This is a genomic window from Caenimonas aquaedulcis (genome assembly GCF_015831345.1).
In the GTDB taxonomy this organism is placed as follows: Bacteria; Pseudomonadota; Gammaproteobacteria; order Burkholderiales; family Burkholderiaceae_C; genus Ramlibacter; species Ramlibacter aquaedulcis.
Window position 1 is genome coordinate 1,787,658 of record NZ_JADWYS010000001.1, and the last position, 15,275, is coordinate 1,802,932.

Genomic DNA, 15,275 nt, shown 5'->3' on the forward strand with positions numbered 1-15,275 from the left:
GACCGCATCGCGATAAAGCAAAAACCCCGCGCTATCGTTTGAATAGCAACGGGGCTTGGTCTTTGGCGGAGCAGGTGGGATTCGAACCCACGGTACGGCATAACCGTACACCGGATTTCGAGTCCGGCGCATTCGACCACTCTGCCACCGCTCCTGAATTCGGTTCGCGTGGTGCGAAGCCCGAAATTCTAACCGATCACGGGCGGATCGTTTCCAGCCCGCCCATGTAGGGCCGCAGCGCCTCGGGGACGGTCACCGACCCGTCCGCGTTCTGGCAATTTTCCAGCACAGCCACGAGCGTCCGACCCACCGCCAGGCCCGAGCCGTTGAGCGTATGGACGAGCTCGTTCTTGCCCTGCGCGTTCTTGAACCGCGCCTGCAGCCGCCGGGCCTGGAAGGCCTCGCAGTTGGACACCGAGCTGATCTCGCGGTAGGTTCCCTGCGCGGGCAGCCACACCTCCAGGTCGTACGTTTTCGCGGCGCCGAAGCCCATGTCGCCGGTGCACAGCAGCATCACGCGATACGGCAGGCCCAGCTTCTGCAGGATGGCTTCGGCGTGGCCGGCCATCTGCTCCAGCGCTTCGTAGCTCGTGTCCGGATGTACGATCTGCACCATCTCGACCTTGTCGAACTGGTGCTGGCGGATCATGCCGCGCGTGTCGCGGCCGGCGCTGCCCGCCTCGGAGCGGAAGCACGGCGTGTGCGCGGTGAGCTTCATCGGCAGCGCGTCGGCCGCGAGGATCTCGTCGCGCACGAAGTTGGTCAGCGACACCTCGCTCGTTGGGATCAGGTAGAGCGCCTGCTGCTCCCCGGAATCGAAGCCCTCCTGCCCGCCCTTGGTGACGGCGAAAAGGTCTTCCTCGAACTTGGGCAGCTGACCCGTGCCGCGCAGCGTGGCCTCGTTCACGATGTACGGCGTGTAGCACTCCGTGTAGCCGTGCTCGGTGGTCTGCACGTCGATCATGAACTGCGCAAGCGCGCGATGCAGACGGGCGATCGGGCCCTTCATCACGGTGAAGCGCGAACCGCTGAGCTTCACGCCCAGCTCGAAGTCCAGCCCCAGCTTGGCGCCGATGTCGACGTGGTCTTTCACGGGGAAGTCGAAGGACCGGGGCGTTCCCCACTGGCGCACCTGCTGGTTATCGGCTTCGCCCGCGCCCACGGGCACGCTCTCGTGCGGGAGGTTCGGCACGGCCAGCAGTAGCGCCTGCATCTCCGGCTGGATCGCGTCCAGCCGCTTGGCGGACGACTCCAGCTCGTCCTTGAGCGCCGCGACCTGCGCCATGGCGGCGTCGGCGGATTCGCCCTTGCTTTTGAGCTGGCCGATCTGCTTGGAGAGCTGGTTGCGCTGCGCCTGCAGTTCCTCCGTGCGGGTCTGGATCGCCTTGCGTTCGGCTTCGAGCGCGGTGAAGGCGGCGACGTCCAGGAAGGCCTGCGGCTTCTTGCGCGTCTCCAGGCGCGCGACGACCGAGGGCAGGTCTTTGCGGAGGTGGTTGATATCGAGCATCGGGCGATTTTATCGGGGCGGGGACTCCTGCCATGTCCTGCCGGGCTGAAGCGCTAGCATGGACACCCTTTCACGGTTCGACCCACCAAGGAGCACAGCATGGACCTCAACATTTACCTCACCTTCGACGGCCGCTGCGAGGAGGCGCTGAAGTTCTACGCGCAAGCCCTGGGCGGCACCATCGGCGAATTCCACCGCTTCGGCGGCTCCCCCATGGACGACGGCAAGATGCCCGCCGAATTCAAGAACCGCGTGATGCACGGCCGCGTCGAGGCGAACGGGCAGATCCTCATGGGCAGCGACGCCGGCCCCGGCCAGCCCTTCCAGGGCTACAAGGGCTTCACGGTGTCGGTGAACGTGCCGGACACCGCGCAGGGCATGCGCACCTTCGATGCGCTCGCGGCCGGCGGCCAAGTCACCATGCCCTTCCAGAAAACCTTCTGGGCCGAGGGCTTCGGCATGCTCAACGACAAGTTCGGCGTGCCGTGGATGGTGAACTGCGAGGCGCAGCAGGGCTGAAGCGCCGCGCGCTCAGGAGAGCGTCGCCGGATCGAGGTTCGCGCCGCAGATGACGAGGCAGACCGTCTCGCCCGCGCGCGGCTTGTAGAGGCCGGTCTGCAGCGCCGCCACGGGCAGCGCGGCCGCCGGCTCCACGGCCAGCTTCATCGTCTTCCAGAGCCACAGCTGCGCATCGCGGATCGCCGCGTCGGGCAGTAGCAACGCATCGTGCACATGGCGCTGGGTCACGTCCCAGGCGATCGCGCCGATGCGTTTTGCGCCCAGCGAATCCGCGGCGATGCCAGCCACCTTCACGTCCACGGGCTCACCCGCCGCGCGAGAGGCGTGCAGCGTGGGCGCGAGTTCGGGCTCCAGCGCGACGACGCGCGCGCGGTCTTCGAACCACGAGGCAATGCCGGCGATCAGCCCGCCGCCACCCACCGACACCAAGACGCTGTCCGGCAGGCCGCCGTCTTCTTCGATTTCCTTCGCCAGCGTGCCCGCGCCGGCCACCACTTCGGGCTGGTCGTAGGCGTGCGTGAGCAGCGCGCCGGTTTCGCGCTGGCGTGCGAGGCAGGCCTCGAGCGCGTCGGCATAAGCGTCGCCCGTCACGACCAGGTGTGCACCCAATTCGCGCAACTTCGCCTGCTTTGCGGGGCTGCTGACCGTGGGCACGAACACCTCGCAGCGGACGCCCAGCGCCTTGGCGGCAACCGCAGTCGCGATGCCGGCGTTGCCGCCGGACGCGACGATCACGCCGCTCGCGGGAATGTCGTTGGCCAGCAGGCGATTGAGCATGCCGCGCGCCTTGAAGCTGCCGCCCGCCTGGAACTGCTCCAGCTTCAGCCAGACCTGCGCGCCTTCCGCACCGAACATCGCGCCGGGCAGTTTCCACAAGGGCGTGCGCAGCAGGAACTGCACGCGCGCCTGCGAGAAGCGTCGCGCAGCGGCTTCGACCTGCTCGCGGTTCACAGCTTCAGTCCCTTGGGCAGCGGGAACTTCACGGTCTCCTCGATGCCGTCCATCCTGCGCACGGACACGGCGCCCAGAGCCTTGATCCGGTCGATCACTTCCTTCACCAGCACCTCGGGCGCGGATGCGCCTGCCGTGAGGCCGACGCGCCACTTGCCTTCCAGCCATTCGGGACGCATCTCGTCGGCGTTGTCCACCATGTAGCTTTCCACGCCGAGCTTGCGCGCGAGTTCCGCCAGCCGGTTGCTGTTGGAGCTCGTGGGGCTGCCCACGACGATCAGCAGGTCCACCTGCGGCGACATGACCTTCACCGCGTCCTGGCGGTTCTGCGTGGCGTAGCAGATGTCCTGCTGCTTCGGTTCGCGGATCGAGGGAAAGCGCGCGCGCACCGCGGCGACGATCTCGGCCGCGTCGTCCACCGACAGGGTCGTCTGCGTGACGACCGCGAGCTTGTCCGTTTGGGCGGGTTGCACGCTCGCGACGTCCTCGACGTCTTCCACCAGGTGGATGCCGCGCTCGAGCTGGCCCATGGTTCCCTCGACTTCCGGGTGCCCCTTGTGGCCGATCATGATGAACTCGTAGCCCTCCTTCGCGAGCTTGGCGACTTCCACGTGCACCTTGGTCACGAGCGGGCACGTCGCGTCGAAGACGTCGAAGCCGCGCGCCTGCGCCTCGGCCTGCACCGCCTTGCTCACGCCATGCGCGGAGAAGACGAGCGTGGCGCCGGGCGGCACCTCGGCGAGGTCCTCGATGAAGATCGCGCCCTTGGCCTTGAGGTCGTTCACGACGAAGGTGTTGTGGACGATCTCGTGGCGCACGTAGATCGGCGCGCCGAATTTCTGCAGCGCGCGCTCGACGATCTCGATCGCGCGGTCCACGCCGGCGCAGAAGCCGCGCGGCTCGGCCAGCAGGATCTCGAGGTGCTCGGGCTTGTCCAGCGCGTTCATAGGACCCCGATCACCTGCACTTCGAAGGTCACGGGCTGGCCCGCGAGCGGGTGGTTGAAGTCGAACAACACGGCGTCCGCCTTGCCGTCGCCGTCGCCGTCCTGCCCGACCTTCTGCACCGAGCCCGCGTACTGGCCCATGCCGTCGGGCGTGGGGAACTGCACGACGTCGCCGACCTGGTATTTCTCGTCGGGGTCGCCCATTTCGTTGAGCAGCCTGCGCGCGACCCACTGCACCATCTCCGGATTGCGCTCGCCGAAGGCCTGCCCCGCGGGGATGTCGAAGATTTCGTGCGCGCCCTCCTCCAGCCCGATGAGCCGCTGCTCGACCGCGGGCGACAGCTCGCCCGTGCCCAGCGTCAAGGTCGCGGGCTTGTCCTTGAACGTGTTGATGATGTCGCCGCCCGGACCGGCGAGGCGGTAGTGCAGCGTGAGGAAGGAACCCGGATGGATGCGGGTCGCGGTGGAGGCCATGGAAGTCCCGATAAGATGCCTCCATTGTAGAAAGCCGCCGCCCGCGCGACTCCCATGAACCTCAAAGACCTTCCGGCGGATGCCCAGCCGCGCCAAAAGCTGCTGATGCGCGGCGCCGCGGCCCTCAGCGACACCGAGCTGCTGGCCCTGCTGCTGCGCACCGGCACGGCGGGCCGCGGCGTGCTCCAGATGGCGCAGGAGGTGCTCAGCACCTTCGGCGGCATTGCGGGGCTGCTACACACCGCCGCGGAAGACCTGAAGCGCATCAAGGGCCTGGGCGGCCCCGCCAAGCGGGCGGAGCTCATGGCGGTGCTGGAACTCGCCCGTCGCGGGCTGGCCCAGCAGCTGGGTGCGCGCGAAGTCTTCGGCACGCCCGGCGCAGTCAAGCAATTCCTGCAGCTGCACCTGGCGCGCAAGCAGCACGAGGTCTTCGCGGTGCTCTTCCTGGATGCGCAGCACCGGCTCATCGCCATGGAAGAGCTGTTCCAGGGCACCTTGACCCACACCAGCGTCTATCCGCGCGAGATCGTCAAGCGGGCGCTCAATCACCATGCGGCTTCCGTCGTGCTCGCCCACAACCATCCCAGCGGCGAAGTGAGTCCCTCACGCGCCGACGAGGCGCTCACCCAGACGCTCAAGTCGGCGCTCGCGCTCGTCGACGTCCGCGTGCTCGACCATGTGATCGTCGCGCAGGGCGACGCGTTCTCCATGGCGGAGCGGGGCCTGCTCTGACGCACCTTCCATGAAGGCGAAGTCCCTGAAAGACCTGCAGGCGATGCAGCAGAAGCTCGCCGAACAGCAGCGCCTCGCGGCGGCGCAGGAAGCCGCGCGGCGCGAAGCGCAGCGGCGCGAGCAGGCCGAGCGCGACCTCTTCGTGCGCGCGGCCGGTGCGGTGAAGCCGATGCGCACGCCCCAACGCGCGAACCTCGCACCCGACCCGCCCGCGCCGATCCCTGTGCAGCAGCAACTGGACGACCAGCGCGTGCTGCACGAGGCGCTCAGCGACCAGTTCGACGCGAGCACGCTGCTCGACGTGGACGACGCATTGAGCTTCCGGCGGCCGGGCGTGGGCACGGACGTGACGCGCGATTTGCGCAAAGGCAAGTGGTCGATCCAGGGCGAGATCGACCTGCATGGCTTGCGCCGAGAGGAAGCGCGCGAGGCCCTGTCGGAGTTCATGCGCGGCGCGCAGAAGCGCGGGTGGCGCTGCGTGCGGATCGTCCATGGCAAAGGCCTGGGGTCGCCCGGCAAGACACCTGTCCTGAAAGGCCGGGTTCAGAGCTGGCTGATCCAGAAGAACGAGGTGATGGCCTTCGTACAGGCGCGTGGGGATGAAGGCGGGGCGGGGGCGGTCGTCGTGCTGCTCAAGCCGGCCACGCCGGTCGCGCTGCTGTAATCAGCCGTGCGTGTTGCGCATCCAGTCCGCGGTGCCGAAGAAGCTCTCCTTCAGCCGCGCGCGCAAGTCTTCAGGAACACCTGTCTCCGCCATCGCCTGGTCCATGCACGCGAGCCACTGGTCACGCTCCTTGATGCCGATCTTGAAAGGCATGTGCCGCATGCGCAGCCGCGGATGGCCGAACTTCTCCGTGTAGTGCTGCGGCCCGCCCAGCCAGCCGCACAGGAACCAGAAGAGGTGCTGGCGGGCCTTCGCGAGCTCCGTGCCGTGCACCCCGCGCAGGACGGCATACGCGGGCTCGAGGTCCATCAAGTCGTAGAACCGCTCGACGAGCGCGCGCACCTTCTCTTCGCCGCCAATCCACTCGAAGGGCGTTCCGGCGGGGGGCTTTTCCTGGATCTGCATGGCCCGATTGTCGCGTGCGGCCTATTCCGCCGCGCGGCGCAAGGTTTCCACCACCGGCCGGTTGAGCACCTCGCGCAGGCCCCACCACCCGGCGGCGAGGGCGAGCAACGCACCGGCGAGCGCGCCGGCGAGCGGCACCCACGGCGACGCGGTCCATTCGAAGTCGAACGCGTAGTGCGCCAGGCCCCAGCCCACGATGGAGGCGACGACGCTCGCGAGGAAGCCCGCGAGCAGGCCCACGCCCGCCAGTTCCGCGCGCTGCACCTGCCTCAGCAGCGCCGAGCTCGCGCCCACCGCGCGCATCACCGCGAACTCGCGCGCGCGCTCTTCGCGCGTGGCCGTCACCGCGGCAAATAGCACCACGACGCCCGCCGCGAGCGTGAAGCCGAAAAGGAATTCCACCGCGCGGATCACCTTGTCCAGAACGCCCTGCACCTGCGTGATCGTGCTGGTCATGTCGACGTTGGTGATGTTGGGAAAGGCCCGCACCAGCCGGTTGTCGAAGCCCTTGGTGCCCGGCGCGCGGAAGGCGCCCATGTAGGTGACGGGCACGTCCTTGAGCTGGCTCACGGGATACATCACGAAGAAGTTCGCGCGCATCGACGTCCAGTCCACCTTGCGCAGCGAAGTGATCTTCGTCTCCGTCTGCAGGCCGCCGATGTCGAAGCGCACGGTGTCCCCGAGCTTGAGCCCCAATGTTTTCGCGATGCCTTCCTCCACGCTCGCGGCGCCCTGCTCTTCGGGCGTCCAGCGGCCCGCGACCACTTCGTTGTGCGGCGGTTGCTGCGCGCTGTTGGACAGGTTGAACTCGCGGTCGACGAGGCGCTTGGCGCGGTCCTCCACGTAGTCGTCGGGGGTGACGGTCTTGCCGTTCACCGCGACGAGCCTGCCGCGGATCATGGGGAACCAGTCGAAGCGCTTCACGCCCGCGTCGGTCAGCGCCTTCTGGAACGCGTCGCTCTGTTCGGGCATCACGTTGATGACGAAGCGATTCGGCGCGTCGGGTGGCGTCGCCTGCCGCCAGCTCGCGATCAGGTCGGTGCGCAGCAGGACGAGCAGCACCAGCGCCAGCAGTCCGACGGCCAGCGCGCTCACCTGCACCACCGTGTAGGCGGGCCGCGCGGAGATCTGCCGCGTCGCCAGCACCAGCCATCGCGGCGCCGTCGCCTCGTTGACGGACCAGCGCAGCACCTTCACCGCGAGCCAGCTCAGGCCCGCGAACAGGATGGCAGCGCCCGCGAACCCGCCCACCGCGATGCCGCCGAGCAGCAAGTCGCTGCTGGCCGCCATGAGCAGCGCCGCGAAGCCCGCGACGCCGACGCCCAGCACCAACAAGGAAGCGGGCTTCAGGTTGCCGAGGTCGCGCCGGATCACGCGCAGCGGCGGCACCTGCGCCAACTGCAACACCGGCGGCAGCCCGAAGGCCAAGAGCAGCGTGAGGCCCATGCCCATGCCGAAGGCGACGGGCCACAGGCTGGCCATGGGCAGCGCGTCGCCGATGAGTCCGGCCAGCAGCATGAGGAACACGAAGTGCACCGCGTAGCCGATCGCGACGCCCAGCGCACTCGCGAACGCGCCCACGAGGGCGAACTCGATCGTGTAGCTCCACGCGATGGTGCGCTGGCTCTGCCCCAGCACGCGCAGCATCGCGCAGTCGTTGAGGTGCGACGCCGCGAAGCCGCGCGCCGCGAGCGCCACCGCCACGGCGCTCAACAGCGCCGAGAGCAGCGCGACGAGGTTGAGAAATTTCTCGGCGCGGTCCAGCGTCTGGCGCATCTCGGGCCGGCCGCCTTCCAGCGACTCCACGCGCACGCCGCGCACGGAGGGCAGTTTGGCCTGCGCTTGCGCCCAGGTGACGAAGGATGCGACGCGCGCGTCGGGGCCGGTCACGGCGAAGCGATAAAGCACACGGCTCGCCGGCTGGATCAGCTTGCTCGCGGGCAGGTCGGCGTCGTTGATCATCACGCGCGGCGCGAAAGCCGCGAAGCCCGCGCCGCGGTCGGGCTCGGTCACGATCAGTTTGCCGATACGCAGCTTCAGGTCGCCGAGCAGCAGCGGGTCCCCGGGCTTGAGCTCCAGCGCTTCGAGCAGCGATGCATCGAGCCAGGCCTCGCCGCGCGCCGGCACGTCGCGCGTCTTCGCGCCGGCAGTGTCGGGTTGCGCGGCCACTTCGAGGTTGCCACGCAGCGGATAACCCGCGGGCACGGCCTTCAACGCCACGAGCTTGATGCCGCCGCCCTGCGCATCGGGCGCGCGCGCCATCGTCGGGAACGTGAGTGTGGTGAGTCCCTGCAGGCCGAGCGCCTTCGCCTGGTCGAGGAAGGCCTGCGGCGTGGGGTTGTCGCTGGAGACGACGGCGTCGCCGCCGAGCAGCTGGCGCGCGTCGCGCGTGAGCCCGCCCTTCAGCCGGTCGGCGAAAAAGCCCACGGCGGTCAGCGCGGCGACGGCGAGCGTCACCGCGACGATGAGCAGGCGCAGCTCGCCCGCGCGCAGGTCTCGCCAGAGCGTTCGCCAGCCGAGCTTCCAGGGGGATTGGGTCATGAGCGGCAGGCTAGCGTCGAAGACTTAAGGCGCCGTTAGCGGTCGGGCGGCGAGTTCCGGCTGCAGCTGCAGGCGCTCGCTGCCCGTGAAGCAGAGGAAGTGCCGGTTGGTCGCGCGGCCGATCGCGCACAGGCCCAGCTGCTGCGCGATGTCCAGGCCCATTTGCGTGATGCCGCTGCGCGAGACGACGATCGGCACGCCCATCTGCGCGGACTTGATGATCATCTCGCTCGTGAGGCGGCCTGTCGTGTAGAACACCTTGTCTCCCGCGGGCTCCTGCGGCTCCTGCAGCCACATCCATCCGGCAATGGTGTCGATCGCGTTGTGCCGCCCGACATCCTCCACGAACAGCAGCATCTGCGCGCCGCGGAACAACGCGCATCCGTGCACCGACCCGGCGGACTTGTACGTGCTCTCCTGCGCACGGATCGCGCCCAGCAGCCCGTAGAGCTGCGCCTGCGTGATGCGCGCGGCCGGCAGCGAGATCGCATCGACCTCGTCCATCAGGCCGCCGAACATGCTGCCCTGCCCGCATCCCGTGGTGACCACGCGCTGCGCCGTGCGCTCCTCGATGCGCGCGATGCCTTCCCGGGTCTTCACCGCGGCGGAGCCGACATCCCAGTCCACGGTGATGGATTCGACCTCCTCGATGGACGTCACCAGCCGCTGGTTGCGCAGGTAGCCGAGCACCAGCCATTCCGGGCGCGCTCCGAGCGTCATCAGCGTCACGAGTTCGCGCTTGTCGACGTAGACCGTGAGCGGCCGCTCGGCCGGGATGGACGTGGTGGCGCGCTCGCCGTGCTCGTTGACGGTCTCGACCTCGCGCGTCAGCGGCGCCCGGGCTTCGGTGAGATGGGGCAATGCCATGGGACAAGGCTACATGAAAAAAAGCCGGGACCTCGCGGCCCGGCTTCGATCGCGTCCGGGAGGGACCCGGCGTTACTTCTTCGCGGGCGCCATCGTCGCCGACTCCTGCCTCACGCTGGGCGGGCTGGTGGCATTGCCCGCGGGCGAGTGCGCGCCGGAGGTTTCCAGGGGCTTTTCCTCGGGCTTGTTGTAGGCGAACGGGCCCGGGTCCGCGCACGGGGGCGGTGGCGCGAAGGCGACCGGCGTTCCCGAGGGCGCGGACGTCGAGGCGGCGGCCATCGACGCCGACGCCGCACCGGCCGAGCCCGACGCGGCCCTGGCCACCGCCGGTGCCGCGGCAGACGCAGCCTTCGATGCCGCCGGCGCCGCCACCGCGGGCGCCGGCTTGCCGGCGGACTTCAGGTACTGCGCGGCGATCTTGTCCTGCACCTTGCAGGTGAGGTAGGCATCCACCTTGCCCTGCCATGCGGTCTTGGCGGCGGCCTCGTCCGCCTTCGCCTTGGTCGCCGGGTCGGGCGGCGGGATTTTCGCCAGCACGAGCCCGCACACGGCGGCCAGCAGGGCGGGGGCGAGGAGTCTCTTCATGGGTCGGGGTCTCCTGTGCGGCGCTTCAGGCCGTGCGGGGGGTTTCTGCGTCGTTCGCGGCCATCACCGTCGGGCGGCTGCGCTGCGCGGGGATCTTGCCTGCGGCGATGTCCTCGTACCAGTAGGCGTGGTGCTCCTTCGCCCACTCGTCGCCGACCCAGCCGCGGCGCATCGCGGTGTAGGCGCCCTTCATGCCGATGGTGCCGATGTAGATGTGGCCGATGAACACGCACATCATGAGGACGGTCGCCGTGTTGTGGATCATGTGCGCGTACTGCATGCCCATGCGGTCGTATTCGATGCCGGGCATGAGCTTGTCCAGCACCAGCCCGGAGGACACGACGAAGAATCCGAGGACCAGCATGCCGAACCAGAAGACGATCTTCTCGCCCGCGTTGAAGCGGCCCGAAGGCGGCTCGTGGCCCTTGCTCCTGCCGAAGAGGCCGCCGCCCTTGAGCAGCCAGTTCAGGTCGCCGCGGCCGGGGAAGTTGTCGCGCAGGAAGGTGAAGAACATGATCACGAGGGACACCGCGAAGACGGGCCCCGCGAAGTTGTGCAGGCTCTTGAGCAGCCAGGTGAAGGGCCCGAAGATCGCGCCGCCCACCACCGGCAGGATGAAGAACTTGCCGAAAGCCATGACGATGCCGGAGATCGCGAGGATGCTGAAGGCGATCGCGTTGGCCCAGTGCGCCGAACGCTCGAACGGCGTGAAGCGCTCGATGCGGTGCTGGCCTTCGTCCACGCCGTGCACGCCGATCGGCCCCTTGGCGAAGTAGTAGAGCGCGATCGCCCCGAGCACGATCAGCAGCAGGGCGCCACCGTAGGGGATGAGCCAGTTGTTGCGCACCTGCCGCCACGCTTCGCCCGCGGTCGTGAAGCGCGAGCCGGGATACTGCACCGGCGCCTGGATCAGCACGCCCGCTTCCGGCGCCTGGCTGTGCGGGTAGTTGGTGAAGCCCGCCTGGCCGGACACAGCCCCGCGCCACATCGGCGCGTTGTTGCCGGGCTGCACCGCGTTGCGCTGGCCGTTGCTCTGCTTCATGTAATTGGCGTCGGAGCTCGCGTCGGGCTTCACCTCCGGCTTGACCTCGAAGATGTTCTGCCCCTGGATGCCGTCGTGCTGCGCGGCGGACGCGGCTTGCGCGGGCGGCGCGAGCGGTTCGACCTGCAGCTTGCCCTGGGCGAACGCGGACACGCTGGCGGCCAGCGCAAGAATCGACAGCACGTGACGCAGCATCGATGAGCCCTTCAGTTGACCTTGGTGTAGTCGTTCTGCCCGTTCTGGGCGCGCGTCTTGAGCTGCTGCTCCCAGCTCGCCTTGTCGCCCGGCTTCCAGCCGGCGGCGGTGAACGACATGCCGGTGCCCTGGAAGGCCGCCGTGTCCTGCTTCGGGCTGTGGTCGAGGGCCTGGGGCGTCTCTCCGCAGGCGGCGAGCAGCGCGAAGGTCCAGATGACGATGAGTACGCGCTTCATGACTTCGCTCCCCCGGGCTGGCCGGCCTGCTTCGATCCGTAGGCGGTGCCCCAGCCCCAGGCCTCGGCGCCCTTGCCGCGCTTGACCACGCGGTTGCGGAAGATGTCCGCCACCACGTCGCCGTCGCCCGCGAGCAGCGCCTTGGTCGAGCACATCTCGGCGCAGGCGGGCAGCTTGCCTTCGGCGAGCCGGTTGCGGCCGTACTTCTGGAATTCGGCTTCCGAGCCGTTGGCTTCGGGGCCGCCCGCGCAGAAGGTGCACTTGTCCATCTTGCCGCGCACGCCGAAGGTGCCGGCGGAGGGGAACTGCGGCGCGCCGAAGGGGCACGCATAGCTGCAGTAGCCGCAGCCGATGCAGACATCCTTGTCGTGCAGCACCACGCCTTCGTCGGTGCGGTAGAAGCAGTTGACGGGACACACCGCCATGCAGGGTGCGTCCGAGCAGTGCATGCACGCGACGGAGATCGAGCGCTCGCCCGGCACGCCGTCGTTGAGCGTGACGACCCGGCGGCGGTTCACGCCCCACGGGATCTCGTGCTCGTTCTTGCACGCGGTGACGCAACCGTTGCACTCGATGCAGCGCTCCGAGTCGCAGACGAATTTCATTCTTGCCATATTCGTTCTCCGTTACGCAGTGGCGCGCTCAACGTTGCAGATCGTGGTCTTGGTCTCTTGCATCATCGTCACGCTGTCGTAGCCGTAGGTCGTGCCGGTGTTCACGGCCTCGCCGCGCACCACCGGCGCCGCGCCGTTGGGGTAGTAGGCGAGCATGTCGGCGCCCTGCCAGCGGCCCGAGAAGTGGAACGGCATCCAGCAGGTGTCCGGGCCGACGCGCTCGGTGAGCATCGCCTGCACGTTGAGGCGCGCGCCGGTGGGCGTGTTCACCCACACGCGCTCGCCGTTGCGGATGCCGCGCGCCGCCGCCGCCTTCGGGTTGATCTCGATGAAGGCTTCCTGCTGCAACTCGGCGAGCCAGGGGTTGGATCGCGTCTCCTCGCCGCCGCCCTCGTATTCCGTCAGGCGGCCCGAGGTCAGGATGAGCGGGAATTTCTCAGCGACCTTGTCGGTGACGTTCTTCTGCTGCAGCGACTTGTAGAGCGTGGGCAGGCGCCAGAACGCCTTCTTGTCGTCGTGCGACGGGTACTTGGCGACCAGGTCCGGGCGCGTGCTGTAGATCGGCTCGCGGTGTTGCGGGATGCCGTCGGGGAAGTTCCACACCACGGCCCGCGCCTTCGCATTGCCGAACACATGGCAGCCATGGTTCTTCATCACGACGCGGATGATGCCGCCGGAGTTGTCGGTCTTCCAGTTCTTGCCTTCCGCGGCCGCCTTCTCGACGTCGGTGAGTTCCTCCCACCAGCCGAGCTTCTTGACCAGCACGTGGTCGAATTCGGGATAGCCCGTCTGGATGTCCGCGCCCTTGGACGCGGAGCCGTCTTCGGCCAGCAGGTTGACGCCGTTGCGCTCCACGCCGAAGTTCGCGCGGAAGTTGCCGCCGCCGTCCATCACGTGCTTGCTGGTGTCGTACAGGTTGGGCGAGCCGGGGTGCTTGAGCTCCGGGGTGCCGAAGCACGGCCACGGCAGGCCGAAGTAATCGCCCGTGAGGTCGTAGCCGGTGACCGGGTCCTTGCCGCCCTTGGACTTGAGCGTCTTCACGTCGAAGTTGGCCATGTTGCGCATGTGCGCCTTGAGCCGCTCCGGGCTCTGCCCCGTGTAGCCGATGGACCAGCAGGACTTGTTCACCTCGCGCAGGATGTCCTCCGGCAAGGGCTCGTCCATGCCCTTGACCTTCTGCATCTTGTAGTTCTTGACCAGTTCCTTGCCGAAGCCGAGCTTTTCGGCGAGCTGGTACATGATCATGTGGTCGGTGCGGCTCTCCCACAGCGGCTCGATGACCTTCTCGCGCCACTGGATCGAGCGGTTCGACGCCGTGACGGAGCCGCTCGTCTCGAACTGCGTGGCGGCCGGCAGCAGGTATACCGCGCGGTTGGCGTTCAGGTCTTCCGGCTTGCCCGGCATCGCCGCCATGGCGGCGGTGGCCGAGGGATACGGGTCGACGACCACCAGCAGGTCGAGCTTGTCCATCGCCCGCTTCATCTCCAGGCCGCGCGTCTGCGAGTTCGGCGCATGGCCCCAGAAGACGACGCCGCGCAGGTTCGGGTCCTGGTCGATGAGTTCGTTCTTCTCGAGGACGCCGTCGATCCAGCGCGACACCGTGATGCCGGGCTTGCTCATCATGCCGACGTTGGCGAAGCGGCCCTTGATCCAGTCGTAGTCGACGCCCCAGGCCTTGGCGAAATGCCGCCAGGAGCCTTCGACGATGCCGTAGTAGCCGGGCAGCGAGTCGGGATTCGGGCCGATGTCGGTCGCGCCCTGCACGTTGTCGTGGCCGCGGAAGATGTTCGCGCCGCCGCCGGACACGCCGACGTTGCCGAGCGCGAGCTGCACGATGCAAGAGGCACGCACCATCGCGTTGCCGATGGTGTGCTGCGTCTGGCCCATGCACCACACGAGCGTGGACGGGCGGTTCATCGCCATCATCTGCGCGACCTTGAACATCTGCGCCTCGGGCACGCCGCAGGCTTCCTCGACCTTGTCCGGCGTCCACTTCGCCATGACGTCGGCCTTGACCTCTTCCATGCCGTAGACGCGGTCGTTGATGTACTTCTTGTCTTCCCAGCCGTTCTTGAAGATGTGGTACAGCAGGCCGAAGAGGAAGGGGATGTCGGAGCCGGAGCGGATGCGCACGTACTCGTCGGCCTTCGCGGCGGTGCGCGTGAAGCGCGGGTCCACCACGATCATCTTGCAGCCGTTTTCCTTGGAGTGCAGCATGTGCAGCATGCTCACCGGGTGGGCCTCGGCGGCGTTGGAGCCGATGTACAACGCGCACTTGCTGTTCTGCATGTCGTTGTACGAATTGGTCATGGCGCCGTAGCCCCACGTGTTCGCGACGCCCGCGACGGTGGTGGAGTGGCAGATGCGCGCCTGGTGGTCGCAGTTGTTGCTGCCCCACAGGCTCACGAACTTGCGCATCAGGTACGCCTGCTCGTTGCTGTGCTTGGAGGACCCGACCCAGTACACCGACTCGGGGCCGCTCGCCTTGCGCAGCTCCAGGATCTTCGCGCTGATTTCATTGAGCGCCGTGTCCCAGCTGATGCGCTCGTACTTGCCGTTGACCAGCTTCATGGGGTAGCGCAGGCGGAACTCGCCGTGGCCGTGCTCGCGGATCGCCGCGCCCTTGGCGCAATGCGCGCCGAGGTTGATCGGCGAGTCGAACACCGGCTCCTGGCGCACCCACACGCCGTTTTCCACCACCGCGTCGATCGCGCAGCCCACCGAGCAGTGGCTGCAGACGGTGCGCTTCACCTCGACCTTGCCCTGCCCGATGCCGACGGCGGCGCCGTCGGCCGCCCGGGCTTTCTTCACGAGCGTGAGCGAAGACGCGGCGATGCCGACGCCCACGCCGAGCCCCGAGCGGCGCAGGAACGCGCGCCGGTCCATCGTCGGAAGCGCCGTGGACAGGCCGCGGTGCAGGCTGTGCAGGAACGGCGAGCGGGCGCCCGGGGCGGCGGCGCCCATTTTTTTGGTCAGCAACATGGTCATGACTCCGTG

15 protein-coding genes and 1 tRNA gene are annotated in these 15,275 nt (G+C 68.2%); 3 read left to right on the plus strand and 13 right to left on the minus strand.

The window, feature by feature from the left end; translation table 11 throughout:
• Nucleotides 1-63: 63 nt before the first annotated feature.
• Together I5803_RS08615 and serS are read right to left on the minus strand one after the other, a co-directional pair.
• Nucleotides 64-154 (minus strand) — tRNA-Ser (locus I5803_RS08615).
• Nucleotides 155-196: 42 nt separating this feature from the next.
• Nucleotides 197-1,507 (minus strand): serine--tRNA ligase, encoded by a 1,311-nt coding sequence (serS, locus tag I5803_RS08620; RefSeq protein WP_196985959.1) that lies wholly within the window; start codon nt 1,505-1,507, stop codon nt 197-199.
• Between the two features lie 99 nt (nt 1,508-1,606).
• On the opposite strand from serS, the gene I5803_RS08625 reads away from it, so the two are divergent.
• A complete protein-coding gene (locus tag I5803_RS08625; protein WP_196985960.1) occupies nt 1,607-2,026 on the plus strand; it encodes a VOC family protein in 420 nt (139 codons plus the stop codon).
• Nucleotides 2,027-2,038: 12 nt separating this feature from the next.
• Here the strand turns inward: I5803_RS08625 and I5803_RS08630 are convergent, their stop codons facing one another.
• The 3 genes from I5803_RS08630 to I5803_RS08640 are packed head-to-tail and all read right to left on the minus strand — an operon-like array spanning nt 2,039 to nt 4,397.
• Nucleotides 2,039-2,977 (minus strand): threonine/serine dehydratase, encoded by a 939-nt coding sequence (locus tag I5803_RS08630; protein WP_196985961.1) that lies wholly within the window; start codon nt 2,975-2,977, stop codon nt 2,039-2,041.
• Nucleotides 2,974-3,924 carry a 4-hydroxy-3-methylbut-2-enyl diphosphate reductase gene (gene ispH, locus I5803_RS08635; RefSeq protein ID WP_196985962.1) on the minus strand — a complete coding sequence of 317 codons (951 nt, stop codon included), beginning with the start codon at nt 3,922-3,924 and terminating at the stop codon, nt 2,974-2,976. Before ispH ends, I5803_RS08630 begins: the two co-directional genes overlap by 4 nt.
• Nucleotides 3,921-4,397 (minus strand): FKBP-type peptidyl-prolyl cis-trans isomerase, encoded by a 477-nt coding sequence (locus tag I5803_RS08640; protein ID WP_196985963.1) that lies wholly within the window; start codon nt 4,395-4,397, stop codon nt 3,921-3,923. Before I5803_RS08640 ends, ispH begins: the two co-directional genes overlap by 4 nt.
• A 54-nt stretch (nt 4,398-4,451) precedes the next feature.
• Here I5803_RS08640 and radC point away from each other — a divergent pair, with 54 nt between their 5' ends.
• Entirely contained in the window at nt 4,452-5,129 is a 678-nt protein-coding gene (gene radC, locus I5803_RS08645; RefSeq protein WP_196985964.1) for a RadC family protein, read from the plus strand.
• A gap of 10 nt (nt 5,130-5,139) precedes the next feature.
• The gene (locus I5803_RS08650; RefSeq protein ID WP_196985965.1) at nt 5,140-5,793 is read left to right on the plus strand and encodes a Smr/MutS family protein; all 654 of its coding nucleotides are present in this window, start codon (nt 5,140-5,142) and stop codon (nt 5,791-5,793) included.
• On the opposite strand, the gene I5803_RS08655 is transcribed toward I5803_RS08650, so the two are convergent.
• From I5803_RS08655 to I5803_RS08690, 8 genes are all read right to left on the minus strand, one after another.
• Entirely contained in the window at nt 5,794-6,198 is a 405-nt protein-coding gene (locus I5803_RS08655; RefSeq protein WP_196985966.1) for a group II truncated hemoglobin, read from the minus strand. It lies immediately after the preceding gene.
• A 21-nt stretch (nt 6,199-6,219) separates the two neighbouring features.
• Nucleotides 6,220-8,739, minus strand: coding sequence for an ABC transporter permease (locus tag I5803_RS08660; protein ID WP_196985967.1), 2,520 nt, complete (start codon nt 8,737-8,739; stop codon nt 6,220-6,222).
• A gap of 24 nt (nt 8,740-8,763) precedes the next feature.
• Nucleotides 8,764-9,606, minus strand: a complete 843-nt coding sequence (locus tag I5803_RS08665; RefSeq protein WP_196985968.1) for a formate dehydrogenase accessory sulfurtransferase FdhD — start codon at nt 9,604-9,606, stop codon at nt 8,764-8,766.
• Nucleotides 9,607-9,678: 72 nt separating this feature from the next.
• Nucleotides 9,679-10,191: a hypothetical protein gene (locus I5803_RS08670; protein ID WP_196985969.1), complete on the minus strand. Its 513-nt coding sequence runs from the start codon at nt 10,189-10,191 to the stop codon at nt 9,679-9,681.
• 25 nt (nt 10,192-10,216) lie between these two features.
• On the minus strand, nt 10,217-11,428 hold the full coding sequence (locus I5803_RS08675) for a formate dehydrogenase subunit gamma (protein ID WP_196985970.1): 1,212 nt from the start codon (nt 11,426-11,428) through the stop codon (nt 10,217-10,219).
• A gap of 11 nt (nt 11,429-11,439) precedes the next feature.
• Entirely contained in the window at nt 11,440-11,664 is a 225-nt protein-coding gene (locus tag I5803_RS08680) for a hypothetical protein (RefSeq protein WP_196985971.1), read from the minus strand.
• Complete coding sequence (fdh3B, locus tag I5803_RS08685; RefSeq protein WP_196985972.1) at nt 11,661-12,278, minus strand: formate dehydrogenase FDH3 subunit beta; 618 nt, start codon at nt 12,276-12,278, stop codon at nt 11,661-11,663. Before fdh3B ends, I5803_RS08680 begins: the two co-directional genes overlap by 4 nt.
• A gap of 12 nt (nt 12,279-12,290) precedes the next feature.
• Entirely contained in the window at nt 12,291-15,260 is a 2,970-nt protein-coding gene (locus tag I5803_RS08690) for a formate dehydrogenase subunit alpha (RefSeq protein WP_196985973.1), read from the minus strand.
• Nucleotides 15,261-15,275 lie beyond the last annotated feature (15 nt).